Source organism: Pseudomonas sp. BN505, from assembly GCF_029873175.1.
Taxonomy (GTDB): Bacteria; Pseudomonadota; Gammaproteobacteria; order Pseudomonadales; family Pseudomonadaceae; genus Aquipseudomonas; species Aquipseudomonas putida.
In genome coordinates, this window is the sequence record NZ_SSOI01000067.1 from 430,065 (window position 1) to 456,993 (window position 26,929).

At 63.2% G+C, this 26,929-nt stretch carries 29 protein-coding genes; 14 read left to right on the forward strand and 15 right to left on the reverse strand.

The genetic code is table 11. The features are described from left to right. From ftsE to rpoH, 3 genes are all read left to right on the forward strand, one after another. Positions 1–672, forward strand: coding sequence for a cell division ATP-binding protein FtsE (ftsE, locus tag E8E78_RS24455; RefSeq protein ID WP_012274659.1), 672 nt, complete (start codon positions 1–3; stop codon positions 670–672). After that, entirely contained in the window at positions 669–1,694 is a 1,026-nt protein-coding gene (ftsX, locus tag E8E78_RS24460; RefSeq protein ID WP_280314838.1) for a permease-like cell division protein FtsX, read from the forward strand. The genes ftsE and ftsX overlap by 4 nt, the downstream gene beginning before the upstream one ends. A 111-nt stretch (positions 1,695–1,805) precedes the next feature. Next, positions 1,806–2,660, forward strand: a complete 855-nt coding sequence (gene rpoH / locus E8E78_RS24465) for an RNA polymerase sigma factor RpoH (RefSeq protein WP_003249083.1) — start codon at positions 1,806–1,808, stop codon at positions 2,658–2,660. 168 nt (positions 2,661–2,828) lie between these two features. Here the strand turns inward: rpoH and mtgA are convergent, their stop codons facing one another. Further along, on the reverse strand, positions 2,829–3,539 hold the full coding sequence (gene mtgA, locus E8E78_RS24470) for a monofunctional biosynthetic peptidoglycan transglycosylase (RefSeq protein ID WP_049276371.1): 711 nt from the start codon (positions 3,537–3,539) through the stop codon (positions 2,829–2,831). A 64-nt stretch (positions 3,540–3,603) separates the two neighbouring features. On the opposite strand from mtgA, the gene E8E78_RS24475 reads away from it, so the two are divergent. The 4 genes from E8E78_RS24475 (at position 3,604) to trmB (ending at position 5,877) form a co-directional block, all read left to right on the forward strand. Then, the gene (locus tag E8E78_RS24475; RefSeq protein ID WP_019472079.1) at positions 3,604–3,975 is read left to right on the forward strand and encodes a DUF423 domain-containing protein; all 372 of its coding nucleotides are present in this window, start codon (positions 3,604–3,606) and stop codon (positions 3,973–3,975) included. A gap of 102 nt (positions 3,976–4,077) precedes the next feature. Next, on the forward strand, positions 4,078–4,278 hold the full coding sequence (gene thiS / locus E8E78_RS24480; RefSeq protein ID WP_033692437.1) for a sulfur carrier protein ThiS: 201 nt from the start codon (positions 4,078–4,080) through the stop codon (positions 4,276–4,278). A 54-nt stretch (positions 4,279–4,332) separates the two neighbouring features. Continuing rightward, entirely contained in the window at positions 4,333–5,145 is an 813-nt protein-coding gene (locus tag E8E78_RS24485) for a thiazole synthase (protein WP_003249091.1), read from the forward strand. A 9-nt stretch (positions 5,146–5,154) separates the two neighbouring features. Continuing rightward, positions 5,155–5,877 carry a tRNA (guanosine(46)-N7)-methyltransferase TrmB gene (trmB, locus tag E8E78_RS24490; RefSeq protein WP_049276370.1) on the forward strand — a complete coding sequence of 241 codons (723 nt, stop codon included), beginning with the start codon at positions 5,155–5,157 and terminating at the stop codon, positions 5,875–5,877. A gap of 361 nt (positions 5,878–6,238) precedes the next feature. Here the strand turns inward: trmB and E8E78_RS24495 are convergent, their stop codons facing one another. The 9 genes from E8E78_RS24495 to E8E78_RS24535 form a co-directional block, all read right to left on the reverse strand. After that, the gene (locus E8E78_RS24495; protein WP_016502064.1) at positions 6,239–6,565 is read right to left on the reverse strand and encodes a DUF3392 domain-containing protein; all 327 of its coding nucleotides are present in this window, start codon (positions 6,563–6,565) and stop codon (positions 6,239–6,241) included. A 9-nt stretch (positions 6,566–6,574) separates the two neighbouring features. Next, entirely contained in the window at positions 6,575–7,750 is a 1,176-nt protein-coding gene (hemW, locus tag E8E78_RS24500; protein ID WP_016502063.1) for a radical SAM family heme chaperone HemW, read from the reverse strand. After that, the gene (rdgB, locus tag E8E78_RS24505; RefSeq protein ID WP_061204006.1) at positions 7,747–8,343 is read right to left on the reverse strand and encodes an RdgB/HAM1 family non-canonical purine NTP pyrophosphatase; all 597 of its coding nucleotides are present in this window, start codon (positions 8,341–8,343) and stop codon (positions 7,747–7,749) included. The genes hemW and rdgB overlap by 4 nt, the downstream gene beginning before the upstream one ends. Continuing rightward, entirely contained in the window at positions 8,340–8,774 is a 435-nt protein-coding gene (locus E8E78_RS24510; protein WP_016502061.1) for a DUF4426 domain-containing protein, read from the reverse strand. The genes rdgB and E8E78_RS24510 overlap by 4 nt, the downstream gene beginning before the upstream one ends. A gap of 22 nt (positions 8,775–8,796) precedes the next feature. After that, a complete protein-coding gene (gene metW, locus E8E78_RS24515; RefSeq protein ID WP_016502060.1) occupies positions 8,797–9,417 on the reverse strand; it encodes a methionine biosynthesis protein MetW in 621 nt (206 codons plus the stop codon). Positions 9,418–9,424: 7 nt separating this feature from the next. Then, on the reverse strand, positions 9,425–10,564 hold the full coding sequence (locus E8E78_RS24520; RefSeq protein WP_016502059.1) for a homoserine O-acetyltransferase: 1,140 nt from the start codon (positions 10,562–10,564) through the stop codon (positions 9,425–9,427). Positions 10,565–10,652: 88 nt separating this feature from the next. After that, complete coding sequence (locus E8E78_RS24525) at positions 10,653–11,243, reverse strand: YggT family protein (protein ID WP_016502058.1); 591 nt, start codon at positions 11,241–11,243, stop codon at positions 10,653–10,655. A 10-nt stretch (positions 11,244–11,253) separates the two neighbouring features. Beyond that, a complete protein-coding gene (gene proC, locus E8E78_RS24530) occupies positions 11,254–12,072 on the reverse strand; it encodes a pyrroline-5-carboxylate reductase (protein ID WP_059394476.1) in 819 nt (272 codons plus the stop codon). A gap of 38 nt (positions 12,073–12,110) precedes the next feature. After that, positions 12,111–12,797: a YggS family pyridoxal phosphate-dependent enzyme gene (locus E8E78_RS24535; protein WP_059394475.1), complete on the reverse strand. Its 687-nt coding sequence runs from the start codon at positions 12,795–12,797 to the stop codon at positions 12,111–12,113. Between the two features lie 65 nt (positions 12,798–12,862). Between E8E78_RS24535 and E8E78_RS24540 the strand changes: the two genes are divergently transcribed. Beyond that, positions 12,863–13,861 carry a PilT/PilU family type 4a pilus ATPase gene (locus tag E8E78_RS24540; protein WP_114942770.1) on the forward strand — a complete coding sequence of 333 codons (999 nt, stop codon included), beginning with the start codon at positions 12,863–12,865 and terminating at the stop codon, positions 13,859–13,861. A 112-nt stretch (positions 13,862–13,973) separates the two neighbouring features. Here the strand turns inward: E8E78_RS24540 and E8E78_RS24545 are convergent, their stop codons facing one another. Beyond that, entirely contained in the window at positions 13,974–14,600 is a 627-nt protein-coding gene (locus tag E8E78_RS24545; protein ID WP_016502054.1) for a C40 family peptidase, read from the reverse strand. Positions 14,601–14,766: 166 nt separating this feature from the next. On the opposite strand from E8E78_RS24545, the gene E8E78_RS24550 reads away from it, so the two are divergent. Further along, positions 14,767–15,183, forward strand: a complete 417-nt coding sequence (locus tag E8E78_RS24550; RefSeq protein ID WP_016502053.1) for a TM2 domain-containing protein — start codon at positions 14,767–14,769, stop codon at positions 15,181–15,183. 67 nt (positions 15,184–15,250) lie between these two features. Here the strand turns inward: E8E78_RS24550 and E8E78_RS24555 are convergent, their stop codons facing one another. The 3 genes from E8E78_RS24555 to E8E78_RS24565 form a co-directional block, all read right to left on the reverse strand. Beyond that, positions 15,251–15,949 carry an SPOR domain-containing protein gene (locus E8E78_RS24555; protein WP_232861589.1) on the reverse strand — a complete coding sequence of 233 codons (699 nt, stop codon included), beginning with the start codon at positions 15,947–15,949 and terminating at the stop codon, positions 15,251–15,253. A gap of 1 nt (position 15,950) precedes the next feature. Next, the gene (gene argS, locus E8E78_RS24560; RefSeq protein ID WP_063423299.1) at positions 15,951–17,687 is read right to left on the reverse strand and encodes an arginine--tRNA ligase; all 1,737 of its coding nucleotides are present in this window, start codon (positions 17,685–17,687) and stop codon (positions 15,951–15,953) included. A gap of 120 nt (positions 17,688–17,807) precedes the next feature. Further along, on the reverse strand, positions 17,808–20,027 hold the full coding sequence (locus tag E8E78_RS24565) for a primosomal protein N' (protein ID WP_280314819.1): 2,220 nt from the start codon (positions 20,025–20,027) through the stop codon (positions 17,808–17,810). Positions 20,028–20,194: 167 nt separating this feature from the next. On the opposite strand from E8E78_RS24565, the gene rpmE reads away from it, so the two are divergent. The 3 genes from rpmE (at position 20,195) to E8E78_RS24580 (ending at position 22,681) form a co-directional block, all read left to right on the forward strand. Next, complete coding sequence (rpmE, locus tag E8E78_RS24570) at positions 20,195–20,410, forward strand: 50S ribosomal protein L31 (protein ID WP_016489630.1); 216 nt, start codon at positions 20,195–20,197, stop codon at positions 20,408–20,410. 2 nt (positions 20,411–20,412) lie between these two features. Then, positions 20,413–21,234: a thermonuclease family protein gene (locus E8E78_RS24575; RefSeq protein WP_016502049.1), complete on the forward strand. Its 822-nt coding sequence runs from the start codon at positions 20,413–20,415 to the stop codon at positions 21,232–21,234. A gap of 178 nt (positions 21,235–21,412) precedes the next feature. Beyond that, positions 21,413–22,681 carry a malic enzyme-like NAD(P)-binding protein gene (locus E8E78_RS24580; RefSeq protein ID WP_049274634.1) on the forward strand — a complete coding sequence of 423 codons (1,269 nt, stop codon included), beginning with the start codon at positions 21,413–21,415 and terminating at the stop codon, positions 22,679–22,681. Positions 22,682–22,865: 184 nt separating this feature from the next. Here E8E78_RS24580 and E8E78_RS24585 read toward each other — a convergent pair whose 3' ends face one another. Further along, positions 22,866–25,319: a penicillin-binding protein 1A gene (locus E8E78_RS24585; RefSeq protein ID WP_061204004.1), complete on the reverse strand. Its 2,454-nt coding sequence runs from the start codon at positions 25,317–25,319 to the stop codon at positions 22,866–22,868. Between the two features lie 190 nt (positions 25,320–25,509). Between E8E78_RS24585 and pilM the strand changes: the two genes are divergently transcribed. Then, complete coding sequence (pilM, locus tag E8E78_RS24590; RefSeq protein WP_049274632.1) at positions 25,510–26,391, forward strand: pilus assembly protein PilM; 882 nt, start codon at positions 25,510–25,512, stop codon at positions 26,389–26,391. Beyond that, positions 26,388–26,924: a PilN domain-containing protein gene (locus tag E8E78_RS24595; RefSeq protein WP_059394472.1), complete on the forward strand. Its 537-nt coding sequence runs from the start codon at positions 26,388–26,390 to the stop codon at positions 26,922–26,924. Before pilM ends, E8E78_RS24595 begins: the two co-directional genes overlap by 4 nt. Positions 26,925–26,929: the final 5 nt, after the last annotated feature.

Here is a 26,929-nt window from a genome sequence, read left to right on the forward strand (position 1 = left end):
ATGATCCGATTCGAACAGGTTGCCAAGCGCTATCCCAATGGTCATGTGGGTTTGCATGAGCTGAGTTTCCGGGCGCGCCGGGGCGAATTCCTGTTCGTCACCGGCCATTCGGGCGCCGGCAAGAGCACCTTGCTGCGCTTGTTGCTGGCCATGGAACGCCCGACCAGCGGCAAGCTCATGCTGGCCGGTCAGGACCTGGGCCAGATCAGCAACGCGCAGATCCCGTTCCTGCGTCGGCAGATCGGCGTGGTGTTCCAGAACCACCAGCTGTTGTTCGACCGCACGGTGTTCAACAACATCGCCTTGCCACTGCAGATTCTCGGCTTGTCCAAGGCCGAGATCGCCAAGCGCGTGGATTCGGCGCTGGAGCGTGTGTCGCTGTCCGACAAGGGCGAACTGTTCCCGGCCGACCTGTCCACCGGGCAGCAGCAGCGCGTGGGTATCGCCCGCGCCATCGTGCACCAGCCGGCCCTGCTGCTGGCCGACGAACCCACCGGTAACCTCGACCCGCGCCTGGCAGCAGAGATCATGGGCGTGTTCGAGGACATCAACCGCCTGGGCACCACGGTATTGATCGCCAGCCATGACCTGGCACTGATTGCGCGCATGCGCCACCGCATGCTGACCTTGCAGCGCGGCCGCTTGATCGGCGATGGGGAGGCCGGGCAATGAGCACTATACGTACGCCGAAGGTTTCCGAGCGGGTTGCGCCAAAGCCGGCCGACCCGCAACCGGAGAAGAAAAAACGCGGCGAGGACGATGACGGCCCGGATTTCCGCACACTGCTGAATGCCTGGCTGGAAAGCCACCGTGCCAGCATGGCCGACAGCCTGCGTCGTTTGGGCAAGCAGCCGATCGGCAGCTTTTTCACCTGCCTGGTAATGGCGGTGGCGCTGAGCATGCCCATGGGCCTGTCGTTGCTGCTGAAGAACATCGAGCAGCTTGGCGGCTCATGGCAGCGTGCTGCGCAGATTTCCCTGTACCTCAAGCTCGATGCCGGCAGCCGCGATGGTGAGGCCCTGCGCGACGAGATCAAGGGCATGCCCGGGGTGGCGGACGCGCAATTTGTCAGCCGCGAGCAGGCGCTGGAAGAATTCCAGCAGCAGTCCGGCTTGGGCGAGGCCTTGCGCGAACTGCCCGACAACCCGCTGCCTGGCGTGGTGGTGGTAACCCCGACCGAGGTCGACAAGCCCGCCCTGGATGCCTTGCGTCAACGCCTGTCGGAGCTGCCGCGGGTGGAAGTGGCGCAACTTGACCTGGTGTGGGTCGAGCGCCTGGCGGCCATCCTCAAACTCGGTGACCGCTTCGTCTTCGGCCTGGCCGTGATGCTGATTTCTGCCCTGCTGTTAGTAATCGGTAACACAATTCGTCTACACATTGAAAACCGCCGTGTCGAGATCGAAGTGCTCAAGCTGGTAGGCGGCACTGACGCCTACGTGCGCCGGCCTTTCCTGTACATGGGCGCCTTGTATGGCCTGGGTGCGGGGCTGCTGGCGTGGGGTATCCTGGCGTTTGGCCTGAATTGGCTCAACGACGCGGTTGTAGGGCTTTCCGGGCTGTACGGCAGTGACTTCGCCCTGGGCGGGGTGCCGGCGTCCGATGGTCTGTCGCTCTTGATCGGAGCGGTGCTGTTGGGGTATATCGGTGCATGGATTGCCGTCGCTCGTCATTTGAACGAGCTGGCGCCGCGATAGTTTTTACGTGCCAGCATTGACATTTTGTTCACTACGGAACTTGTACCGTCGTTCCAGGTCTATGTTGGCAGCGCCCACAAGGCGCGAGTTTTGTAAGTCGGAGGTTCTTGAATGACCACATCGTTGCAACCTGCCTATGCCCTGGTACCCGGTGCAAACCTGGAAGCCTATGTGCACACGGTCAACAGCATCCCGCTGCTGACGGTCGAGCAGGAGCGTGATCTGGGCGAGCGTCTCTATTATGAGCAGGATGTCGAGGCCGCTCGTCAAATGGTGATGGCCCACCTGCGTTTCGTCGTACACATCGCCCGTAGCTATGCAGGCTACGGTCTGGCACAGGCTGACCTGATCCAGGAAGGCAACGTCGGCCTGATGAAGGCCGTCAAGCGCTTCAACCCTGAAATGGGCGTGCGCCTGGTGTCGTTCGCCGTGCACTGGATCAAGGCAGAGATCCACGAGTTCATCCTGCGCAACTGGCGCATCGTCAAGGTGGCCACCACCAAGGCCCAGCGCAAGCTGTTCTTCAACCTGCGTAGCCAGAAGAAGCGCTTGGCGTGGCTGAACAACGACGAAGTGCACCGCGTGGCAGAAAGCCTTGGCGTCGAACCGCGTGAAGTGCGTGAGATGGAAAGCCGCCTGAGTGGCCAGGACATGGCCTTCGACCCGGCAGCGGAAGCTGACGACGACAGCGCCTTCCAGTCGCCTGCGCATTACCTGGAAGACCACCGTTACGACCCGGCGGTGCAGTTGGAGGATGCCGACTGGAGCGATAACTCCACCAGCAACCTGCACGAGGCGCTGCAAGGGCTGGACGAGCGTAGCCGCGATATTCTCTATCAGCGCTGGTTGGCGGAAGAGAAGGCCACGCTGCATGAGCTGGCAGACAAGTACAGCGTATCGGCTGAGCGGATTCGCCAGCTGGAGAAAAATGCGATGAACAAGGTCAAGGCACTGATCGCTGCCTGATCGAGCCTGGCTGCAAACAGAGCCGCTTGCCTGGATAAGGTGAGCGGCTTTTTTGTGCCTGTGAGATTTTGCGGCCCATCGCGACACAAGGCCGCTCCTACAGGGGATCGCGGTCGCCTGTGGGAGCGGCCTTGTGTCGCGATGGGCTGCGCAGCAGCCCCAAAAAGCTCAAAGCTTGCGCGAAGTATCGAGCTGCATCAGGTAGCTGGGCCCGCCCAACTGGCTCATCTGCCGGCGAATCCACCCCGCCCGGCTAGCCACATAGGCGCTCGGCCGGCTGGCACTCCACTTGATCGGACTAGGCAGCACCGCCGCCAGCTGCGCCGCCTGCTGGCGACTAAGACGACTGGCATCGACACCAAAGTGATAACGCGCCGCTGCCTGGGCGCCAAATACGCCTTTGCCCCATTCGGCACTGTTCAGGTAAACCTCAAGAATCCGCTCCTTGGACCAGAACAGCTCGATCAGGGCCGTGAACCAGGCCTCCAGCCCTTTACGGAACCAGCTGCGCCCGGACCACAGGAACAGGTTCTTGGCCACTTGCTGGGTCAGGGTGCTGGCACCGCGCACACTGCCGCCACGCTCGTTGTAGGCCAGGGCCGCCTGGATAGCCGGGATGTCGAACCCCCAGTGGCTGGCGAACTTCTGGTCCTCGCCGGCGATGACGGCAACCTTCAGCTCATCGGAGATGTTCTCCCACGGCTCCCAGTCGCGCTGCAGGTCGATGGATTGTCCATTCACCCAAGACTGCACCTTGCGCTCGACCATCAGGGCCGTGCCGGGCGGTGGCACCCAGCGGAACACCAGTACCAGCACAATGCTGCCGGCAGCGAACCATAGCAGGGCACGGGAAAGTCGGCGGAGAAGGGTTGGCAGCATGGCGATGGCTTGGCCGTACGGGTGGAAGGGGCCATTATACAGACCCGATACAAGGAGTCGTCCCATGCTTCGCAGCTTCCTGATGCTTGCCGCCTTTTTCGGCTTTACCGGGGTCGCCCTGGGTGCCTTCGCTGCCCACGGCCTGAAAAGCCGGCTGACGGCAGACTACCTGGCGATCTTCCACACGGGCGTGACCTACCAGCTGGTGCATGCCTTGGCGATCTTCGGTGTCGCCGTGCTCTCGGTGCACCTGCCCGGGCGCCTGATCGGCTGGGCTGGCGGCCTGTTTGCCTTAGGCATCGTGCTGTTCTCCGGCAGCCTGTACCTGCTGACCCTCAGCGGCCTCGGCAAGCTGGGCATCATCACGCCGATCGGCGGCCTGTGCTTCCTGGCCGGCTGGCTGTGCCTGGGCCTGGCAGCCTGGCGGCTGGGCTGACCGAGTGGTCCACAATCGCGACTAATGGCGTGCAGCGGCCTTGGGTTGCAGGTGGGTTCGGCGCTAGAATGCGGGCCCCAAAGAACAATGGTGGCCGTGCGCATGCGCATTCAATTGAACGGTGAACCTTACGAACTGCCTGCTGGCGAAAGCGTTGCAGCCCTGCTCACGCGCCTGGAGCTGACCGGGCGCCGTGTGGCAGTAGAGCTGAACCTGGATATCGTGCCGCGTAGCCAGCACGACAGCACGCTGCTGAACGACGGCGACCAGGTCGAAGTGGTCCACGCCATCGGTGGTGGCTGACAGCAGCCCGGCGGTTTACAAGCAAGCCCAGCAACCTATTCCCGAGGAACAACGATGAGCAACGTTCGTAGCGACAAGCCCTTCACCCTGGCCGGGCGTACTTTCCAGTCGCGCCTGCTGGTCGGCACCGGCAAGTACCGTGACATGGAAGAAACCCGCCTGGCCACCGAGGCCTCGGGTGCCGAGATCGTCACCGTCGCCGTACGCCGCACCAACCTTGGCCAGAATGCGGGCGAGCCGAACCTGCTCGACGTACTGTCGCCCGACAAGTACACCATCCTGCCGAACACCGCAGGCTGCTTTGACGCGGTGGAAGCGGTGCGCACCTGCCGTCTGGCTCGTGAACTGCTGGACGGGCGCAAGTCGCACGAATCCCGCACGCTGGTGAAACTGGAAGTGCTGGCCGACCAGAAAACCCTGTTCCCCAACGTGATCGAAACCCTCAAGGCCGCCGAAGTGCTGGTCAAGGAAGGTTTCGACGTGATGGTGTACACCAGCGACGACCCGATCATCGCCCGTCAGCTGGCCGAAGTCGGCTGCATCGCGGTCATGCCGCTGGCTGGCCTGATTGGCACCGGCCTGGGCATCTGCAACCCCTACAACCTGCAGATCATCCTGGAAGAATCCAAGGTGCCGGTGCTGGTCGATGCCGGTGTGGGTACCGCTTCCGACGCCACCATCGCCATGGAAATGGGCTGCGAGGCAGTGCTGATGAACTCGGCCATCGCCCACGCCCAGCAACCGGTGCTCATGGCCGAAGCCATGAAGCACGCCATTGTCGCCGGTCGCATGGCCTACCTGGCCGGCCGTATGCCGAAGAAACTCTATGCCAGCGCCTCTTCGCCGCTGGATGGTCTGATCAAGTAAGAGCTCCTGATGACTGAATCGCACGATACGCCGATCACCCCCGACGGCGAAGCCCGCCCACACCGCCGCATCAAGAGCTTCGTGATGCGCGCCGGGCGCATGACCGAAGGCCAGCAACGCGGCCTGGACCAGGGCGGCCCGCTGTACATCCTGCCGCTGGCCGACAGCCCGGTGGACTATGACCAGGTGTTCGGCCGTTCGGCGCCGCGCACCCTGGAGATCGGCTTCGGCATGGGCCATTCCCTGCTGGAAATGGCGGCTGCCGCGCCTGAACAGGACTTCATCGGTGTGGAAGTGCACCGCCCGGGTGTCGGCGCGCTGCTCAACGGCGTACTGACTCAGGGCCTGAAGAACCTGCGGGTGTACGACTGCGATGCCATCGAAGTGCTGAACCGCTGTGTGGCGGACAACAGCCTCGACCGCCTGATGCTGTTCTTCCCAGACCCTTGGCACAAGGCGCGCCACCACAAGCGCCGCATCGTCCAGCTGGAGTTTGCCGAGCTGGTACGTCGCAAGCTCAAGCCCGGTGGCGTGTTCCACATGGCCACCGACTGGGAGCCCTATGCCGAGTACATGCTGGAAGTGATGAGCGCCGCCCCGGGCTATCGCAACCGTGCAACCGACGGCACCTACGTGCCACGCCCGGAAGAGCGCCCGATCACCAAGTTCGAACGCCGCGGCGAGCGGCTGGGGCATGGGGTGTGGGACTTGAAGTTCGAGAAGGCGGATTGATCGGCTGATCTGGCCTTTCGATGTGCTGGTGCTTGCAGAAATGCGGGCGAAAAAAACCGCCTTGAGAAAGGCGGTTTTTTTGTGAGCGACAGGACTGAGTATCCTTCGCTCTGGGACTTCACCGAAAACGTCCCCAGAGTTTTCGAAGGCATCGAAGTGCCTCTTAGATGCTGGAAGATTGGCCCGCCAACACGGAGGCCAAGGCATATCTGTGGGAGCGGGCATGCCCGCGAAGCAGGCGACGCGGTAGATGGCACCGGCTTTGCCGGTGTTCGCGGGCATGCCCGCTCCCACAGAAATTACGCAACCTTTGAGATTGTGAGTAAGGCAGTTGCTCTTGCAAGGGCCTTTGTAGGTGGAATCAACCCCTGCGATCAGCCACCACACCAATCAACACCAGCACCACCAGCAACACCGGCGCGAGCGCGTAGTTGTTGAACTGGCCCAGCCCCTTCACCACCCACGGCGTGGCATAGATCAGCGCCGCACCGCTGCCCACCATCACCATCAGCGCCATGAACGGCACCCTCAGTGCACCCGCCAGGCCACCGAGGCGTTGTTCGGCCCAGGCTTTGACATCGCTGCCGAACAGCACCAGCAGGCAGCCTACCAAGGCGAGTGAAATCTCCGACAGGTTGCCGCGGCTCCAGCGGGAAACCGTCGCGAGTAGATCAAGTACCAGATCCATGGGTCATCCTTAGGTCAAGAAATACTGCAGCAGGTCGTTGAGGAACAACTGGCCCCTTGGCGTGGCTACCAGTCGATCCGGTTCGACCTGTAAAAGGCCTTTTTGTTCGGCGGCGCGGCGTGCCTCGCGCAGTTGTGCAAGCGGCAAACCAGTGCGCTGAGTGAACAGTTCGGCTTCCACGCCATCGGTCAGGCGCAGGGCGTTCATCAGGAACTCGAACGGCAGTTCGTCGACCGGCAGCAGCTTTTCGCCGGCCTTGAACGGCTTGGCCAGGTTCAGGTAGTCCTTGGGCAGGCGGGTTTTCCAGGTGCGCAGGATGCGGCCGTCGGCGAAGGTCAGCTTGCCGTGTGCACCGGCACCAATGCCGATGAAGTCGCCAAAGCGCCAGTAGTTGAGGTTGTGCCGCGCGGCGCGGTCCGCCTGGGCATAGGCCGAAACCTCGTACTGGCGGAACCCGTGCTCGGCCATCAATGCCTGGCCCGCCTCCTGGATGTCCCAGAGGATGTCGTCCTCGGGCAGCTCTGGCGGCTGGTTCCAGAACACCGTGTTCGGTTCCACGGTCAGCTGGTACCACGACAGGTGCGTCGGCCCCAGGTCGATGGCCTGGCGCAAGTCACCCAGCGCGTCATCCAGCGACTGGTCGGGCAGGCCGTGCATCAGGTCCATGTTGAAGTTGTCGAAGCCGGCAGCACGCGCCATACCGGCAGCACGGACCGCTTCGTCGCCATTGTGGATGCGTCCCAGCGCCTCCAGCTTGGCTGGCTGGAAGCTCTGTACGCCGATGGACAGGCGGTTGATGCCGGTTTGCCGGTAGGCCTTGAACTTGTCCTGCTCGAAGGTACCCGGGTTGGCCTCCAGGGTGATTTCGATGTCTGGCGCGAACGGGATGCGTTGTTCCACGCCGCGCAGCAGCCGCCCCAGGGCGTTGGCACTGAACAGGCTGGGTGTACCGCCACCAAAGAAGATCGAGCTGATCGGGCGGCCCTGTACGGCAGCCAGCTCCTGGTCAAGGTCGTCCAGCAGGGCCGAGACGTAGGCGTCTTCCGGCAGTTCAGGCCCGGCAGCGTGGGAGTTGAAGTCGCAGTAAGGGCATTTGCGTACGCACCATGGGATGTGGATGTACAGCGCCAGCGGCGGCAGGCTGGTAAAGGCCGCCGCGCCGGGAGAGGACAGCATTTCGATCATGCCAGGCCCAGACGTTGGCGCAGCAGGGCCATGGCACGGGCGCGGTGGCTGAGCTGGTTTTTATCTGCCGGGGCCAGGTCGGCGCTGGAGCAGTTGCGCTCCGGTACCCAGAACAGCGGGTCGTAGCCGAAACCGTGCTCGCCGCTGGCCTCGAACAGGATGCTGCCGTGCCACAGGCCTTCGCACAGTATCGGCAACGGGTCGTCGGCATGGCGCACCAGCGCCAGGACGCAGACGAACTGCGCGCCGCGCTCCGCTTCGGGCACGTCTTTCAGGGCTTCGAGCAGCTTGGCGTTGTTCGCTGCATCACCCTTGCCGTCGGCATAGCGTGCCGAGTAGATACCCGGCGCACCACCGAGGTAGTCCACGGCCAAGCCAGAATCGTCGGCCAGGGCCGGCAGGCCGGAAATACGGGCGGCGTTGCGTGCCTTGAGGATGGCGTTCTCGACGAACGACAGGCCGGTTTCTTCCGGCTCGACCTGGCTGAACTCGCCAATCGAGCGCAGCTGCACGGACTGGCCGAGCATGGCCTGGAGTTCCTTGAGTTTGCCGGCGTTATGGCTGGCCAATACGAGTTGCTGGAAATTCATCATTCGCCTGGGAACACTTCCTGGTTGAAGCTGAGGGAGTTGCTGATGCCGCCGGTTTCGATGGTCAGGTCGAAGGTGACGGTTTCTGCTTGTTCGATCTTGAACTGGGCGATGTAGTAAACCGCGCCCGGTTCGGTAACCTGCTTGAACGACAGCGGGCTGATGCGCCCGGTCAGGTCTTTGACCTTGCCGCTGACCAGTGCTGGGGTGGGCTTGCCGGCCTTGAGCACGGCAATGTTGAGCACGCCCTGGTTCTTGCTGCGCACAAGCCCGGTGGCTGCAGCCACCTCGGGTGTGAGCATGCTCGAAGTGAATGCGCTGTAATGCACCGTCACGTCGCCAAACACTTCCTTGCGCTCGGGCCGGGCGGCATCGGCAGCCAGTACTGGCAATGCCAGGCACAGGCTGATCAGGAACAGGGCTAGGCGACGCATGGGGCAATTCCTCCGGTGGGCGTCAGACAGCGAGCTGGTGCTCTGGCAGGCCCGGGCTGCTGACGCGGTAGATGCCGATCTCACCTAGAAGATTAGGCCAAAGCCGGCCACCCCACCCGTTGCGGTGCAAGTGGTCGACGGCCAGGCGGTCAAGCACCTTGGCCCTGCGTTCGTGCACCAGCTCCTCGAAGTCGGCGAAGGTGCAGAAGTGGATGTTCGGCGTGTTGTACCAGGTATACGGCATGAAGTCCGATACCGGCATGCGGCCTTTGGTCGCCAGGTACCAGCGGCAGCGCCAGTGGCCGAAGTTGGGGAAGGTGATGATGCACTGGCGGCCAACGCGCAGCATCTCGTCGAGGATGCGGTCGGGGTACTCCACGGCCTGCAGGGCCTGGGTCATGATCACTACGTCGAAACTGTTGCTGGCGAAATTGCCCAGGCCCTTGTCCAGGTCCTGCTCGATGACGTTGACGCCCTTGGCCACGCAGGCGGCGATGTTGTCGGCGTCGATCTCCAGGCCATAGCCGGTGACCTGTTTGCGGTCACGCAGCGAGGCCAGCAGTTCGCCGCTGCCGCAGCCCAGGTCGAGTACCCGGCTGCCGGCGGGGATCCAGTCGTGGATGATTTCCAGATCGGCTCTCATGCTGTCCTCAGATGGCAATGCGGTTCATGTAGTTCGAGAAACCCTGCATGTAGCGAGGTGTGGGGATCAGGAAGGCATCGTGCCCGTAAGGCGATTCGATCTCCAGGTAGCAGACGTTCTTGCGCGCAGCCATCAGCGCGTCGACGATCTCGCGCGAACGGGCCGGCGAGAAGCGCCAGTCGGTGGTGAACGACATGATGCAGTATTGCGCCTTCACGTGGGCCAGGGTGGCGGCCAGGTCGCCGCCCTGGGCTGCGGCCGGGTCGAAGTAGTCCAGCGCCTTGGTCATCAGCAAGTAGGTGTTGGCGTCGAAACGGCCAGAAAACTCCTCGCCCTGGTAGCGCAGGTAGCTTTCGACCTGGAACTCGACGCTGTGGAAGTCGTAGTTGAGCTTGTCGCTTTTCAGCTCACGGCCAAATTTCTCACCCATCGAGTCGTCGGACAGATAGGTGATATGGCCGACCATGCGCGCCAGCATCAGGCCGCGCTTGGGGATGACGCCCTGGTCCTGGAACGAACCCCCATGGAATTCGGGGTCGGTGAGGATGGCCTGGCGAGCGACTTCGTTGAAGGCAATGTTCTGTGCCGACAGCTTGGGTGCCGAGGCGATGTCGACGCAATGGCGCACACGCTCCGGGTAGCTGATGGTCCATTGCAGTGCCTGCATGCCGCCCAGGCTACCGCCGACGACAGCGGCCCATTGCTGGATGCCCAGGCGCTCGCCCAGGCGCACCTGGCTGTGCACCCAGTCCTCTACGGTCAGTACCGGAAAGTCGGCGCCGTAAGGCTTGCCCGTGGCCGGGTTGACGCTGCTGGGGCCGGTGCTACCGTTGCAGCCGCCGAGGTTGTTCAGGCTGACCACGAAGAAGCGGTTGGTGTCGATCGGTTTGCCAGGGCCGATGCAGCTGTCCCACCATCCCGGTTTGCGGTCGGTGGCGGCATGGTAGCCGGCGGCATGGTGGTGGCCGGAGAGGGCATGGCAGATCAGCACGGCGTTGCTCGCGCTGGCGTTCAGGGTGCCATAGGTCTCGTAGACCAGCTCGTAACTGGCCAGGGAGCGGCCACAAGCCAGTGCCAGCGGTTCATCGAACCGGGCGGTTTGCGGTACTACCAGACCGACGGAATCTTCGGGAAAGACAGTGGACATCGACCCTGCTCACGCTTGACGGAGGCGTAAGTCTAAAGAGCGCTACCCCCAGCGGCAAGCAAAGGCTTGCCGCTGGAAGCAACCAGGGTCAGATCATGCGCCACAGTTCTTGTGGCATGCCTGCGTAGGCGGCCAGCGGGGGCATGACGAACGACTGGATCACCTGGATCGCCAGGAAGGCGAAGATCGGCGAGATGTCCATGCCGCCCAGGTTGGGCACGAGGCGGCGGAACGGTGCCAGTACCGGCTCGCTGATCTGGTAGGCCAGCTCGGCGGCCGGGTTGTGGCTGTTGGGGGCAACCCAGGAGACGATCACCATGACAATCATCGCCACCCAGAAAATCTTCAGGAACAGCGAGGTGATACCGATGATCGCCCACATCAGCAGGTGCAGGACGTCACCGAAGGTGCCGTAGGTGACCATCAGCACGAAGCCCATCAGCAGGGCCTGGATGATGACCGCCAGCAGCAGCGACGAGGTGTCCAGCCCACCGATGCTGGGGATGATCCGGCGGATTGGCTTGAGCAGCGGCTGCGTGGCGCGCACTGCGAACTGGCACAGCGGGTTATAGAAGTTGGCTTTGACCAGTTGCAGGACAAAACGCAACAGGACGATCACCAGGTAGAGGCTGACCAGGGTTTGCACCACGAATATCGCGGCGCCGGACAGTGCATTCATCTAAAGCTCCTTATTTGCCCAGTTGTTCGGCCAGTTCGGCGGAGCGCGTAGCCGCAGCCTGCAGCGCCTGCTCGACGATGGCTTCGAAGCCGCTGGCCTGGAACGACTTGATCGCAGCTTCGGTGGTGCCGGCGGGCGAGGTGACTCGGCGGCGCAGCTCGGCGGCATCGACATCGCTGGCAACCGCCATGCGGGCAGCGCCAAGGGCGGTCTGCAAGGTCAGCTGCGAAGCGGTTTCACGTGGCAGGCCGAGCTTTTCGCCTGCTGCGGTCATGGCCTCGATCAGCAGGAAGAAGTACGCAGGGCCGCTGCCGGACACTGCGGTCACGGCGTCCAGTTGTTGTTCCTGATCCAGCCACAGGGCTGTGCCCACGGCCGACAGCAGTTGTTCGGCCTGCTGGCGCTGCGTGTCGGACACTTCAGCGGTTGCGTACAGGCCGCTTACGCCCTGGCGCAGCAGCGCAGGGGTATTGGGCATGCAGCGCACCACCGGGCGAGCGCCCACCCAGCTTTGCAGGCTGGCACAGGTGATGCCGGCGGCAATGGAAACGATCAGTTGGCCATCCTGCAGGTTGGGTTGGAGGGCCTCGCACACGGCTTTCATGACCTGCGGCTTGACCGCCAGGACGATGACGTCGGCGCCGTCGATGGCCTGGGCGTTGTTCTCGAACGTTTCGATGCCGTGCTCGGCCTGGATGCGGGTGCGGGTCTCGGCGCCCGGGTCGCTGGCGCGGATCTGCGAGGCGTCCAGGCCCTGGGCACGCAAACCACCGATCAGGCTGGCGGCCATGTTGCCGGCGCCGATAAAGGCAATACGTGTCTTGCTCATGTCAGGTCCTTGTGGGGAAGAGTGAGTAAAGCATGGAGTCAGTTTTGGCCGTAGTCGCGGGCACCGAACAGGGCGGTGCCGATGCGTACCCAGGTCGCACCCTGTGCGATAGCCGCTTCCAGGTCGTGGCTCATGCCCATGGACAGGGTGTCCAGGCCAAGGCCCAGGCTTTCCTGCAACTGGCGCAAGCGGGCGAAGGCAGCCTCCTGGGCGGCGCGGTCTTCGGTGGGCTCGGGGATTGCCATCAACCCGCGCAAGCGCAGGTTGGGCAGCCCGGCCACGGCCTTGGCCAGGGCCGGAAGGTCTGCGGGGGCGCAGCCAGACTTGCTGTCTTCGCCGCTCACGTTCACTTGCAGGCAGAGGTTCAGTGGCGCCAGGCCGGCAGGGCGCTGCTCGGACAGGCGTTGGGCAATTTTCAGGCGGTCCACGGAATGCACCCAGTCGAAATGCTCGGCGATGGCTTTGGTCTTGTTCGACTGAATGGGGCCGATGAAGTGCCAGATCAAGGGCAGGTCGCTTAGCGCCTGCTGCTTTGTCAGCGCTTCCTGTAGGTAGTTTTCCCCGATATCGCGCACGCCAGCGGCGTGGATTTCGCGAATGGCGCTGGCGGGCTTGGTCTTGCTCACGGCCAGCAACTGGACGCTGGCCGGATCGCGCCCGGCAGCCTGGGCAGCGCTGGCGATGCGGGCGGAAATAGCGGAAAGGTTGTCTGCTAGGGTGGACATGGACGGATGCCGGCGGCTAGAGGGTCTGCGGCATTCTACCTACTTGAAGGCCTTTGGGGAGTCTCATGGATGTGACCGACCTGTTGGCCCGGGCCGTGGATGCGGGGGCTTCGGACCTGCACCTGGCGGCGGGCCAGATCCCGATGCTGCGCATTGAGGGTGACTTGCAACGCATGAATTTGCCGGCTCTGGTCCCGGCAGACCTGGCCGAAGGCATGGCGCCCTTGCTGGCTGAACACCAACGGCGGCAATGGGCCCAGGGCGATGAGCTGGACCTGGCGCTGGAGTTGCCCGGGCTTGGCCGCTTTCGGCTGAACCTGTTTCGCCAACTGAACGGCGCTGGGGCTACCTTTCGGCTGATCCCGGGGCGGATCGCCACGCTGGATGAGCTCGACCTGGGGGATGTGTATCAAGCTGTTGCGCAATGCACTGATGGCCTGATTCTGGTCGGTGGGCCTACCGGCAGTGGCAAGTCCAGCACCCTGGCGACGTTGATCGACCAGCTGAACCGCGAACGGGCGCTGCACATCATCACCCTCGAAGACCCGGTCGAAGTTATCCACAGCAGCCAGCGCAGCCTGATCAACCAGCGTGAGATTGGCCGCCATAGCGGCGGCTTCGCCCAAGGGCTGCGCAGTGCGCTGCGCCAGGACCCGGATGTGATCATGATCGGTGAGCTACGTGACCTGGAAAGCGTTCGCCTGGCCTTGCGCGCAGCCGAGACCGGGCACCTGGTGCTGGCGACCGTGCATACGCGGTCGGCGGCCAGCAGCGTTGACCGGTTGGTGGAGGTGTTTGCTGCCGAGGAAAAGCCCTTGGTGCGAACCATGTTGGCCGAGTCGTTGCGCCTGGTGGTGGCTCAGGTACTGGTCAGGCGTGTGGGCGGTGGGCGGGTGGCGGCGCGGGAAGTGCTGGTGGCGACGCCGGCGGTGCGCAACCTGGTGCGGGAGGGGCGAATGGCGCAGTTGTGTTCGGTGATGCAGGCGGGTGGTGCAGAAGGGATGCGGACGATGGAGGGGGCAATGCGGGAGCTGAGAGAGAAGGGGCTGATCAAAGACCTATAGTGCCTGTTCTGGCCTCTTCGCGGGTAAACCCGCTCCCACAAGTACGAAGCAGCCTTTGAAGACTGTGCGGTCCCTGTGGGAGCGGGTTCACCCGCGAAAGGGCCGGGCCTGCTCAGCGCTTGGCCAGGTTCAGCTGCTGCTGTTCCTTAGGCAGCACCCGCTTGGCTACTACGTAGTGCTTCTGCCAGTAGGGCTTGCTCAGGTTGTCGATGCTTACCCGCTTGCCACGCCGTGGTGCGTGGATGAAGCGGTCGTTGCCCAGGTAGATGGCAACATGGTTCACCCGGCGGCTCTTGATGTTGAAGAAAATCAGGTCGCCAGGCTTGAGGTCACCCTTGGCCACCTTGACGCCATGGCCCTGGGCCATGGCATTGGAGGTGCGCGGCAGGTCGACGTCTGCGACATCGTTGAAGGCGTATTTCACCAGCCCGCTGCAGTCGAACCCTTTTTTCGGGCTGCTGCCACCCCAAACATAAGGGGTACCGAGCACATTCACGGCACGGCTGAGCACATCGCTGCTCTGCTTCGGCGACATGGCAGCCACTGGCAAGCCGCGGTTGCTGGCGGCATTGGCTGGGCGTGCGCGTAGAGCGGTCTGCTTGACCGGCGCGTGTTTCACCGAGGCATTGGTGGTGTAGCCGGTGAAACCATTGGGAAGACGTTGCTCACGATTGGTGGCGTGGGCGGCCAGGGGCAATAATAGGCAGAGGGTCAGCCATGTCTTGATCAAAGGCGGCATAGATGAAGCTCTTATGAATAGTTATGTGTTGGGCGCGCAACTTTATAACAGCTTTTTGATCAATCTTTGATCCGTTGGTCGATTGCCCAGGTGCCGTACGTCGGCCTGCGACAAGAAAGTCACATTTTTTTTTAGAAAATTTTCGGATAACCCACGAGGGCTATGAATGAATACTTATCAACAGGGGGCGCCCTATCACGACACTCACAGCAAGGTCATCGGTTACCTGCTGTGGATTTTCGGCTTCACCGGGTCGCATCGCTTCTACTACGGCAAGCCCATCACCGGCACCATCTGGTTCTTCACCTTGGGCCTGCTGGGCATTGGCTGGTTGATCGACCTGTTCCTGATCCCGGCCATGGACCGTGAAGCAGACCTGCGGTTCCAGTCCGGGCGTATCGACTACAACATCGCCTGGATCCTGCTGACCTTCCTTGGGGTGTTTGGCCTGCATCGGCTGTATCAGGGCAAGTGGATCACCGCGATCATTTACTTCTTTACCGGCGGCTTGTTCCTGGTGGGGGTGCTGTATGACTTCTGGACGTTGAACAGCCAGGTGTCTGAGCGCAACGCCTTGCGTTGAAATGCTTCGCGGGTAATGAAAAAGGCCTTGTCGCACCGAAGCGGCAAGGCCTTTTTTTGTGGCTGGGTTACTGCCGGGTCTGCCGTTGTTGCAGCAGCAGGTTGCTGAACCCGGCCCCGGCCAGTTGCTTCTGCGCACCGGTCAGCTGTTCACGGTTGCTGAAGGGCCCAACCAGTACGCGGTACCACGTCTCGTCCTTGACCGTACCCGACTCCACCTTCACCGACTGGCCCAGGAGGATGATCTGCGCACGGACCTTGTCGGCATCGGCCTGCTTGCGGAACGAGCCAGCCTGCAGGAAGTACTGGGTGGTCGCAGCCGGCTTGATCACCGGTGGTGGCGGTGGCGGGGTCTGGCCCAGCAACGCCGCCTGGGCCCGCGCGGTGTCGATTTTTGCCGCTTCTGCCGGCGTCACCGGGGTCACGGGCTGGGCCGGTACCGGTGGCGTCTTCTCCGGTACCGCTTCTGGCGGCACGATCACCTCAGACTCCGGCAGCAGGGTGTAGAAGTCGTACTTCGGCTTCACCGGCTGCTGCGGGGTGGCCTGCGCAGGCTTGCTGGCTTCGGTCACCTTTTCCGTCTTCTGCTGCTCGGGCTTGGCACGCTTGATGTCATCGCCCCCCGGCTCGAGCTTCATCAGGAACACGATGAACGCGCCGACGGTGAGGCCGACGGCCATCCATACCCAGCCAGGGATCGGCTGTTTGGCCGGTGCCGTCTGGCGGCTGGCGCCGCGTTTTGGGGTGGGTTTTTTCTTGGCAGCCAACTTACATGCGCTCCAGGGTTTCCAGGCCGAGCAGTTCCAGACCTTGTTTGAGGGTGCGGCCGGTCAGGGCGGCCAGGCGCAGGCGGCTTTGCTGTTGCTCCGGGGTTTCGGCGGCGAGGATCGGGCAGTTCTCGTAGAAGCTGGAGAACAGCCCGGCCAGGTCGTACAGGTAGCTGCACAGCACGTGCGGTGTGCCTTTTTCGGCGACGCTATTGAGGGTTTCGCCAAACTGCGCCAGGCGCGCAGCCAGGTCCTGCTCGTGGGCGGCCTGCAGCACGATCTTGCCTTCGACTTCGTCAAAGCCCTTGCCCAGCTTGCGGAATACGCCGGCTACGCGGGTGTAGGCGTACAGCAGGTACGGGGCGGTGTTGCCTTCGAAGTTGAGCATCAGCTCGAAGTTGAAGCTGTAGTCGCTGGTGCGGTGCTTGGACAGGTCGGCGTATTTTACTGCGCCAATGCCAACCACTTCGCCGATGTGGCGCAGATCTTCGTCAGCCAGGCTCGGGTTCTTTTCCTTGACCAACGCGTAGGCGCGCTCCTTGGCCTCGGTGAGCAGGTCGATCAGCTTGACGGTGCCGCCGTCCCGGGTCTTGAACGGGCGGCCGTCGGCGCCGTTCATGGTGCCGAAGCCCATGTGCTCCATCTGCATCGGGTGGCCGACAAAGCCTGCACGGCGTGCCACTTCGAATACCTGGTTGAAGTGCAGGGCCTGGCGCTGGTCGACGAAGTACAGGGCGCGGTCAGCGTTGAGCACGTTGCTGCGATAGCGCACTGCGGCCAGGTCGGTGGTGGCGTACAGGTAGCCGCCGTCGGCTTTTTGCACGATCACCGGCAGGGGTTCGCCTTCGCTGTTCTTGAATTCCTCCAGGAACACGCACTGGGCGCCTTGGTCTTCGACCAGCAGGCCCTTGGCCTTGAGGTCGGCCACCACGTTGGCCAGGTCGTCGTTGTAGGCGCTTTCGCCCATCACGTCGGCCATGGTCAATTTGACGTTGAGCAGCTCGTAAGTCTTCTGGCAGTGCGACAGCGAGATGTCCTTGAAGCGGGTCCACAGGGCCAGGCACTCAGGGTCGCCGGCTTGCAGCTTGACCACCAGGCCACGGGCGCGCGTGGCGAACTCTTCCGATTCGTCGAAGCGCTTCTTCGCCGCCCGGTAGAAGTTCTCCAGGTCCGACAGCTCGTCGCTGGTGATCGGGTTTTCCTGCAGGTAGGCCATCAGCATGCCGAACTGGGTGCCCCAGTCGCCGACGTGGTTCTGGCGAATGACATTGTCACCCAAGAATTCCAGCACGCGTGCGACGCTGTCACCGATGATGGTCGAGCGCAGGTGACCGACGTGCATCTCTTTGGCCAGGTTTGGCGCCGACATGTCGATGACGACCTTTTCGCGCGGGCCGGCCTTGCGCACGCCCAGGTGGTCATCGGCCAGGGCGGCGTCCAGGCGGTTGGCCAGGGCGTCGGTGTTCTGGAAGAAGTTGAGGAAGCCGGGGCCGGCGATTTCCACCTTGCTGATGTCGGCGCTGGCCGGCAGGGCGTTGATCAGTTTTTCGGCCAGGTCGCGTGGCTTCATGCCTGCCTGCTTGGCCAGCATCATGGCGATGTTGCTGGCGAAGTCGCCGTGGGTCTTGTCCCGGGCGTTTTCCACCTGGATCGCCGGCGACAGCCCTTCAGGCAGCACACCGTCGGTGACGAGTTGGGTGAGGGCTTGCTGGACCAGCTGGCGAATGGTGTCTTTCATGGGGATCTCTTTTCGACCGCAAGCGCGGTGAGCGCCTGGATGCGCAGGTGGAAAAACTGGGCATTATCCGTTGCCGGGAGCGGGTTGCCAACCTTTGGGGCTGCAAAGCAGCGCCAGACGTCAGTACAGGTCGACCGGGTCGACGTCCAGCGACCAGCGTACCTGCCGCCCGCTGGGCATCTGCTCCAACACTAGCAACCAGGCACTGATCAGTCGATGCAAAGGCGCCCGGGTATTGGCCTGTATCAACAGTTGCGCACGGAAGCGCCCGGCGCGGCGCTCCATGGGCGCCGGCACCGGGCCCAGCAGTTCGATGCCCGGCAGGCGCTGCTGGGCCACCAGGCGTTCGGCGGCGGCGCAGGCTTCGTCAAGGAAACCTTCGGCCTGCCCCGGCTTGTGCGCTTCGGCGCGCAGCAGGGCCAAGTGGGAGTAGGGCGGCAGCCCGGCGGCGCGGCGTTCGTCCAGGGCCTGTTCGGCAAAGGCGAAGTAGCCCTGCTCGGTAAGCTGCACCAACAGCGGGTGGTCGGCCAGGTGGGTCTGGATGATGACCTTGCCTGGCTCTTCGGCCCGACCGGCGCGCCCGGCCACCTGCACGATCAGCTGCGCCATGCGCTCACTGGCGCGAAAATCACCCGAGAACAGCCCACCATCGGCGTCGAGGATGGCCACCAGGGTCACCCGGGGGAAGTGGTGGCCCTTGGCAAGCATCTGCGTACCGACCAGGATGCTCGGCTGGCCGCGCTGTATGGTAGTGAACAGGTTGTGCATGGCGTCCTTGCGCGCCGTGCTGTCGCGGTCCACCCGCAGGATCGGGTAGTCCGGGAACAGCACCTTCAGGCGTTCTTCGGCGCGCTCGGTGCCCGCGCCGACCGGGCGCAGGTCCACGTGGTTGCACTGCGGGCACTGGTGCGGCAGGCGTTCGTCGTAGCCACAGTGGTGGCAGCGCAGCACGCCAGAACGCTGGTGCACGGTCATGCGTGCATCACAGCGCGGGCACTCGGACAGCCAGCCACAATCGTGGCACAGCAAGGTCGGGGCGAAGCCGCGGCGGTTCAGGAATACCAGCACTTGCTGGCCCGCCTCCAGGGTCTGGCGGATGGCTTGCTGCAGCGGGCCGCTGATACCGCTGTCCAGTGGCAGGCTCTTTACGTCCAGGCGCAGCATGCGCGGCGGGCGGGCGCCACCGGCGCGCTGGTTCATGCGCAGCAGGCGGTAGCGACCGGTCAGGGCGTTGTGCAGGGTTTCCAGCGACGGCGTGGCAGAACCTAGCAGGATCGGGATGTTCTCCTGGTGGGCGCGCACCAGTGCCAGGTCACGGGCGTGATACCGCAGCCCCTCCTGCTGTTTATAGGAGCCGTCGTGCTCCTCGTCGATGATGATCAGGCCGGGGTTTTTCATCGGCGTGAACAATGCCGAGCGGGTGCCGATGATGATATCGGCCTCGCCGTCCCGGGCAGCCAGCCAGGCGTCCAGGCGCTCGCGGTCGTTCACCGCCGAATGCAGCAGCGCGATGCGGGCGTTGAAGCGTTGCTCGAAGCGCGCCAGGGTCTGTGGGCCGAGGTTGATCTCCGGGATCAGCACCAGCGCCTGCTTCCCGGCTTCCAGGGTTTCACGAATCAGCTGCAGGTAGACCTCGGTCTTGCCGCTGCCGGTGACGCCGGCCAGCAGGAATGCGCCAAAGCCCCCAAAGCCTTCGCGCACAGCGTCAAAGGCGTCGCGCTGCTCATCGTTGAGCGGCAGTTCCGGCTGCGCCAGCCAGTGTTCGTGGCGTAGCGCCGGCGAGTGCCGGCGGACTTCAATCTGCACCAGCTCCTTGGCCAGCAGCAGGTCGAGGCTGTCCTTGTTCAGGTTGAGCTTGGCCAGCAGGCTGTGGGCCACGCCGTGCGGGTGCTGGGCCAGGGTCTTGAGGGCGTCGCGCTGGCGCGGCGCGCGGGCGATCCGGGGGTCTTCCAGGCGGGCACCGGGGGCAATATGCCAGAAGCGCTCCTGGCGCATCTCGGCAGGTTCGCCCTGGCGCAATAGCGTCGGCAGGGCCCAGCTCAGGGTATCGCCCAGGCTGTGCTGGTAGTACTGGGCGGTCCACAGGCACAGTTTGAATAGCGATGGCGGGATCGGCGATACCGGATCGAGCAGGGCGCTGGCCGGCTTGAGCTTGTCGGCGGGCACCTCGCTCTGTGCGCACACCTCCACCAGCACGCCTATCATCTCGCGGCGGCCGAATGGCACGCGAATGCGCATGCCTGGGGTCAAGGCCTGGCGCGCCATGCTCGCGGGTGCCTTGTAGTCGAACAGGCGACGCAGCGGGGAGGGCAGGGCAAGTCGCAGGATGACGTCGGGCACGCGGAAGGTCTCGGAGGGCGTATCAAAGACTGGCGAGCCTAGCAGACGACGGTCGGTGCAAGCGACAACTTGCACTAGCGCAGCGCTCTGGTATTATTTGCCGCCTAATTACGTGCGGTATTCAACAATTGGTGTTGGATGGCGGCACGCAGCTCGAGGAAGCGACCATGAAAGAAGGTATCCACCCGAACTATGAAGTAGTTGCAGTCACCTGCAGCTGCGGCAACAAGTTCGAAAGCCGTTCGACCCTGGGCAACACCCTGTCGATCGACGTTTGCAACCTGTGCCACCCGTTCTACACCGGTAAGCAGAAAGTCCTGGACACCGGTGGTCGCGTACAGAAGTTCGCCGATCGCTTCGGCATGTTCGGTGCCAAGAAGTAATCATGCGCATGGCGAACCCCTCGGGTTTCGCATTGCTGCAAAAAAAAGCGCCCCTTGTGGGCGCTTTTTTTATGGGCGTCATCTGGCATTTCCCTGCCCTGGCGTTCTGCCCGCTGCCGGAGCAGCCACAGCAAGTGCAGGTACGCCAGGTGGTGGATGGCGATACCTTGCGCCTGGTCGATGGCCGCAGCGTGCGCCTGATCGGCATCAATACCCCGGAAGTCGGCCGCAAAGGGCGCAGCAGCGAGCCCTATGCCGAGGCCGCCAGGCGACGCCTTCAAGCATTGGTCAATGCCAGTGACGGCCGCGTCGGGCTGGTGCCTGGCGTTGAGGGAAAAGACAAGTATGGCCGCACATTGGCGCATATCTACGGCCTGAATGGCGACAATATGGAAGCACGGTTGCTCAGCGAGGGTTTGGGCTACCGCGTGGCAGTTGCCCCCAATGTAAGCCTCAGCGGCTGCCTGCAGGTTGCCGAGCAAGCGGCGCGCAAGGGCGGTGTCGGTGTGTGGCGACGCTCGCCCGTGGTGCCTGCAGGCAATGTCAGGCAGTCGGGCTTCGCTGTGGTCGGTGGCCGCATCAAGGGTATCGAGCGCAATCGTGGTGGGGTCTGGCTCACCCTGGACGACACTGTGGTGCTGCAGGTTCCCGCTCGTCTGCAACGCAACTTCCCCGCCAGCTTCTTCGATAACCTCAAGGGACGCCAGGTCGAAGCGCGAGGCTGGGTGCTGGACCGTTCCCGCAAGGGCGGCCTGAAGCCTGGGCAGCGACGCTGGGTGTTGCAATTGACCGATCCGAGCATGTTGGAGCGTTTTTCAGGCTAAAAGATGTAGACATTTCGCTATTGGATTGTACACACTGTTAGCCGTATGCCCCCGTGGGTTATAGCGTAAAGTCGTAGGCTAAAGGCCTTGACACAAGTGACCGACCAGTCTTGTGACTCCCCGGCTCTTTGCGTATCCTCGGCGGTCCGTCAGAACAGTAAATAGCGGAATGCCCACCATGTCAGACCTGAAAACCGCCGCTCTCGAATACCACGCTCAACCTCGTCCGGGGAAACTGAGCGTCGAACTCTCCAAGCCCACTGCCACCGCCCGTGACCTCGCCCTGGCCTACAGCCCAGGTGTTGCTGAGCCCGTGCGTGAAATTGGCCGTGATCCAGAGCTGGCTTACAAATACACCGGCAAAGGCAACCTGGTTGCGGTGATTTCCGATGGCACCGCCATCCTCGGTCTGGGTGACCTCGGCCCACTGGCTTCCAAGCCGGTCATGGAAGGCAAGGGCGTTCTGTTCAAGCGTTTCGCTGGTATTGACGTGTTCGACATCGAAGTCGAATCGGAAAGCCCGCAAGCGTTCATCGACACCGTTCGCCGTATCTCGATCACCTTCGGTGGCATCAACCTCGAAGACATCAAGGCACCTGAGTGCTTCGAAATCGAGCGCACCCTGATCGAACAGTGCGACATCCCAGTGTTCCACGATGACCAGCACGGTACCGCCATCGTTACCGCGGCTGGCATGATCAACGCCCTGGAAATCGCCGGCAAGAAGCTCGAAGATGCCAAGATCGTCTGCCTGGGTGCCGGGGCTGCTGCCATCTCCTGCATGAAGCTGCTGGTGAGCATGGGTGGCAAGGTCGAAAACATCTACATGATCGACCGCAGCGGTGTCATCCACGCTGGCCGTGACGACCTGAACCAGTACAAGGCCCAGTTCGCCCACGCTACCGACAAGCGCACCCTGGCTGACGCGCTCGACGGTGCTGACGTGTTCGTAGGCCTGTCCGGCCCGAACCTGCTGAGCCCTGAAGGCCTGAAGTCGATGGCTGCCAACCCGATCGTGTTCGCCTGCTCGAACCCGGATCCGGAAATCTCGCCTGAGCTGGCGCACGCCACTCGCAACGATGTGATCATGGCCACCGGTCGTTCCGACTACCCGAACCAGGTCAACAACGTTCTGGGCTTCCCGTTCATCTTCCGTGGTGCCCTGGACGTTCGTGCCAAGCGCATCAACGAAGAAATGAAGATCGCCGCCGCCATCGCCCTGAAGGACCTGGCCAAGCTGCCAGTGCCGAAAGAAGTGTGCGAAGCCTACGGTGTCGAAGGCCTGGAGTTCGGTCGTGAGTACATCATTCCGAAGCCGCTGGACGCACGCCTGATCACTGTCGTTTCCGACGCTGTGGCCAAGGCCGCCATCGAATCCGGCGTTGCTACCCTGCCGTATCCGAAGCACTACCCGCTGACCAGCGTGGATCAAGTGTTCAACGGCTGATTGCCGCTGTAGCTGTCATGAAAAAGCCCCGGTTCTTTTGAACCGGGGCTTTTTGTTGGGGCTTGGGAATGTGTCAGGGCTGAAATGTGTTCGTCAGGGCACTTGTGGCGCCTATGAGATCGAGCGCCGCCCGCGCGGCGCTCGATTCACGCGCCCACGCAAAACCTGAGTCAGGCGCCCTGCCTTAAAACAGGTCCATCGGCGCCGCTTCATCGGCCGGCAGCGGGCTGCCCGGTGCTGCGCCATTGCCTAGTTCGTCCACGGAGGGTGGCGAATCTTCGGCCTTGAACAGCTCGAAGAAGGCATTCGGCGTGCTCGGGGAGGCAGCGCGGCCGCTGATCGGGTCGACGCGCAGGCTGAGGATGCCTTCCGGCTCTGCTGGCGCATGCGCCGGCTTGTCCTTGAGCGCCGCGCCCATGAAGCTCATCCAGATCGGCAGCGCCGCCGTGCCGCCGTACTCGCGGCGGCCGAGGGTTTCCGGCTGGTCGAAACCGACCCATACGGTGGTCACGTAATCGGCGTTGTAGCCGGAGAACCAGGCGTCCTTGGACTCGTTGGTAGTACCGGTCTTGCCCGCCAGGTCGGTGCGGCCCAGGGCCAGCGCCCGGCGGCCGGTACCGCGTTTGATCACGTCCTGCAGCATGCTGGTGAGGATGTAGGTGGTGCGCCCGTCGACGATCTGTTCAGCCACAGCCGGCGTTTGCGGTGCAGCGGCCGGCTGGTTGAAGGCGGATGGCGCCTCACCTGGCATGGCAGCAGTGCTGATCGGCTGTTCGGGTGCCGCCAGGCCAGCCTGGTCCTCGGCACCTTGCGGTACGCGGGGCGGGTTGGCGGTGAACAGGGTTTCGCCGTTGCGGCTTTCGATGCGGTCGATCAGGTACGGGGTTACCTTGTAGCCGCCGTTGGCAAAGGTGCTCCAGCCTGTGGCGATTTCCATCGGGGTCAGGGTGGCGGTGCCCAAGGCCAGCGACAGGTTGCGCGGCAGGTCCTGCTTGTTGAAGCCGAACTTGGCGATGTAGTCGATGGTGCGGTCTACACCCATGGCCTGCAGCAAGCGGATCGACACCAGGTTGCGCGACTTGTACAGCGCTTCGCGCAGGCGGATCGGGCCGAGGAAGGTGTTGGTGTCGTTCTTCGGACGCCACACTTTGTCCACGGATTCGTCGACGAACACGATCGGCGCATCGTTGACCAGGGTGGATGCGGTGTAGCCGCTGTCCAGCGCAGCACTATAGATGAACGGCTTGAAGCTCGAACCAGGCTGGCGCTTGGCCTGCATGGCGCGGTTGTAGTTGCTCTGCTCGAACGAGAAGCCGCCAACCAGCGCGCGGATGGCACCGTTGTAAGGGTCGAGGGTGACCAGGGCGCTTTGCGCGCCAGGCACCTGGCTGAACTTGAGCTTGCCATCTTCCAGGCGCTGCAGGCGCACCAGGTCACCGACCTGCGCCACGTCTGCCGGCGACTGCGGTGAGCGGCCCTGGGCGTTACTGTTGATGAACGGGCGCGCCCATTTCATGGTGTCCCAGGCAACTTCGGCTTGCTGGCCGTCCCGGGTCAGTACCTGGAGGCCGGATTTGTCGACATGGGTGACGATGGCCGGCTCCAGGCCGCCAAGGATGCGCTGCTTGCCCAGCTCCTGCAGCCAGGCTGCCTGGGTGCGGCCCGGGAAGCGTGCTTCGGGGCCACGGTAGCCGTGGCGTTCGTCGTAATCAGACAGGCCTTTGAGAATGGCCTTGTTGGCCATGTCCTGCATGTCGCTAGGCACCGTGGTGGTGACGCGGAAGCCCTCGGTGTAGGCGTCGCTGCCGTAGCGGCCGACCATTTCGGCGCGGGCCATTTCGGCGATGTAAGGCGCATTCACCTCAGGCGTCGGCACGTGGTAGCTGGCATTGAGCGGCTCGGCCAGGGCGGTCTGGTAGCTGGCCTGGTCGATCTTGCCCAGCTTGTACATGCGGCCGAGGATCCAGTCGCGGCGCTCCTTGGCGCGCACCGGGTTGGCCAGTGGGTTGAAGCGTGACGGTGCCTTGGGCAGGCCGGCGATCATCGCCATCTGCGCCAGGCTCACGTCGCGGATCGATTTGCCGTAGTACACCTGCGCGGCGGCATCGATGCCGTAGGCGCGGTTGCCCAGGTAGATCTTGTTCACGTACAGCTCAAGGATTTCGTCCTTGGTCAGTTCACGCTCGATCTGCAGGGCCAGCAAGATCTCGTTGGTCTTGCGCGAGAAGCTGCGTTCGCTGGTGAGGAAGAAGTTCTTCGCCACCTGCATGGTGATGGTGCTGCCGCCGGTCTGGATGTGCCCGGTTTTCACCAGCTGGGTCGCTGCACGCATCAGGCTGCTGGGGTCGACACCGTAGTGATTGAGGAAATTGTCGTCCTCGGCTGACAGAAGCGCCTGAATGAACTGTGGCGGAATTTCCGCGAAACGGATCGGCGAGCGGCGCATTTCGCCGAATTCGGCAATCAGTTTGCCGTCGCTGCTATACACCCTGAGGGGGATCTGCAACTGGATGCTTCTGAGGGACTCGACCGAGGGCAGGCTGGGGCTAAGATACAGAAACGCACCGCTCACACCGAGTACGAGCGCGCAAATGACTGCGACGGAAGACCACCAGAAGAACTTCAGCAGACGTATCAAGGCTTTTCGGTGTCCAGGTTGAGAGTGGGTAGCACGCAGGCCCGGCGGACCAGAAAGCGCTGGGCATTATAAGCATTTTTTCGCCTCTCCGGGTTACCGGCCAGGCTGCCCGTCGCCTCGATGGGCTGGCCGGGCCTAGTGTTGACGCGGGGTTGCGACCGACCGCTGCAGCAGGCAGCAAGGAAGCCGCATGTTAGGACGCTTTGGCAAGGATGCCAGTTCACTCGTGGGGGTGGAAATTGCCCCTGACGCTGTTCGTGTTGTGCAACTTCAGCGGCGCAACCGGCGCTGCCGGGTGCTTGCATCGGCACAAGAGCCGTTCGAATTACTGGCAGGCAAGGATTGGGTCGCGGAGCCCGCTACCGTGGTGGCAGCCCTGCGCCGTGCCTACCTGCGCAGCGGCCTGAGGCAGCGTCGGGTAGCGTTGGCGTTACCGGCCAGCCAGGTGATCTGCAAGCGGTGTCATTTGCCGATGGAGCAGGCCGGGGCAGAACTGGAGACGCAGTTGCTGGCCGACGCCGAGCGGCTGTTTCCGTTTCCGTTGGAGGACTTGGCCCTGGACTTTCAAGTCCTGGGGGCATCCCCCACGCAACCGGGGTGCGCCGAGGTGATGGTGGCCGCGTGTCGGCAAAGTGCGTTGGCGTCTCTTGATGCCATCGTCAAAGAGGCCGGGTTGCAACTGGAGGCTATCGAGGTCGACAACATTGCCTTGTGCCGCATGTTGCCTCAGGGCTGCCTCGAAGGTTCGGCACTGCTGCGGGTCGAAGCGCACAGCGCAGTGCTTTATGACTGGCAGCCCGACCGGCCTTACCAGCGTCGTGAGCTTCAAGTGCAGGGGCTGAACAACATGGGGCAGTTGTCGGAGCAACTGCACGCGCTGCTTGCCGATGAGCATTTGCCTGGTGGCCTGTGGATTACCAGCAGCTCATCGGTGGACCCAACCTGGTTGCAAAACCTTGGTCACCAGCTGACTACGCCGTGCAGGCATTTACCTGGCCTGGAGGGGCTGGAACACGTTGACGGCACGATGCTCCTGGCGTGCGCCCTGGCACTTGGAGGGTTGCGCCCATGATGCGGCTTAACCTGATGCCCTGGCGTGAACGGCAGCGCGAGGCGGCGATTCGGCGCTTTCGTAGCCAGCTGATTGCCGGCGCACTGCTGGCGCTGTGCGCCGTGACGCTGGTCGACCAGTTGGCCCGTCAGCGCGGGCAGCAACAGGTGGTGGCCAATGCCCAACACCATGCCGCCCTTGAGGTGCTGGCCGGGCAACTGCAGCCGCTGGCTGATGTGCGTGCACAGCATGAGGCACTCATCGCACGGTCGGCAGCGCTAGAGGGCTTGCGTGCCCAGCAGGGTGTTCTAGGCGATGTATTCGCTGACCTCGAAAGGGCGCTACCGGTTGGGGTCCAGCTTCTCGACCTCAGCCTGGAAAACGGCCATCTGCAGATGACCGGGCTGGCTACGTCCGGCGCCGTGGTTGCGCAGTTCATGCGCGATCTGGATCGGTCGGGTGTTCTGCTCGATCTGGCGCTCAAGCGCGTCAGGAGCATGCCGGGTGGCGATGAATTTCTGCTCGTTGCGCGCGTTTCGGCGTTCTGGTCGTGAATGCA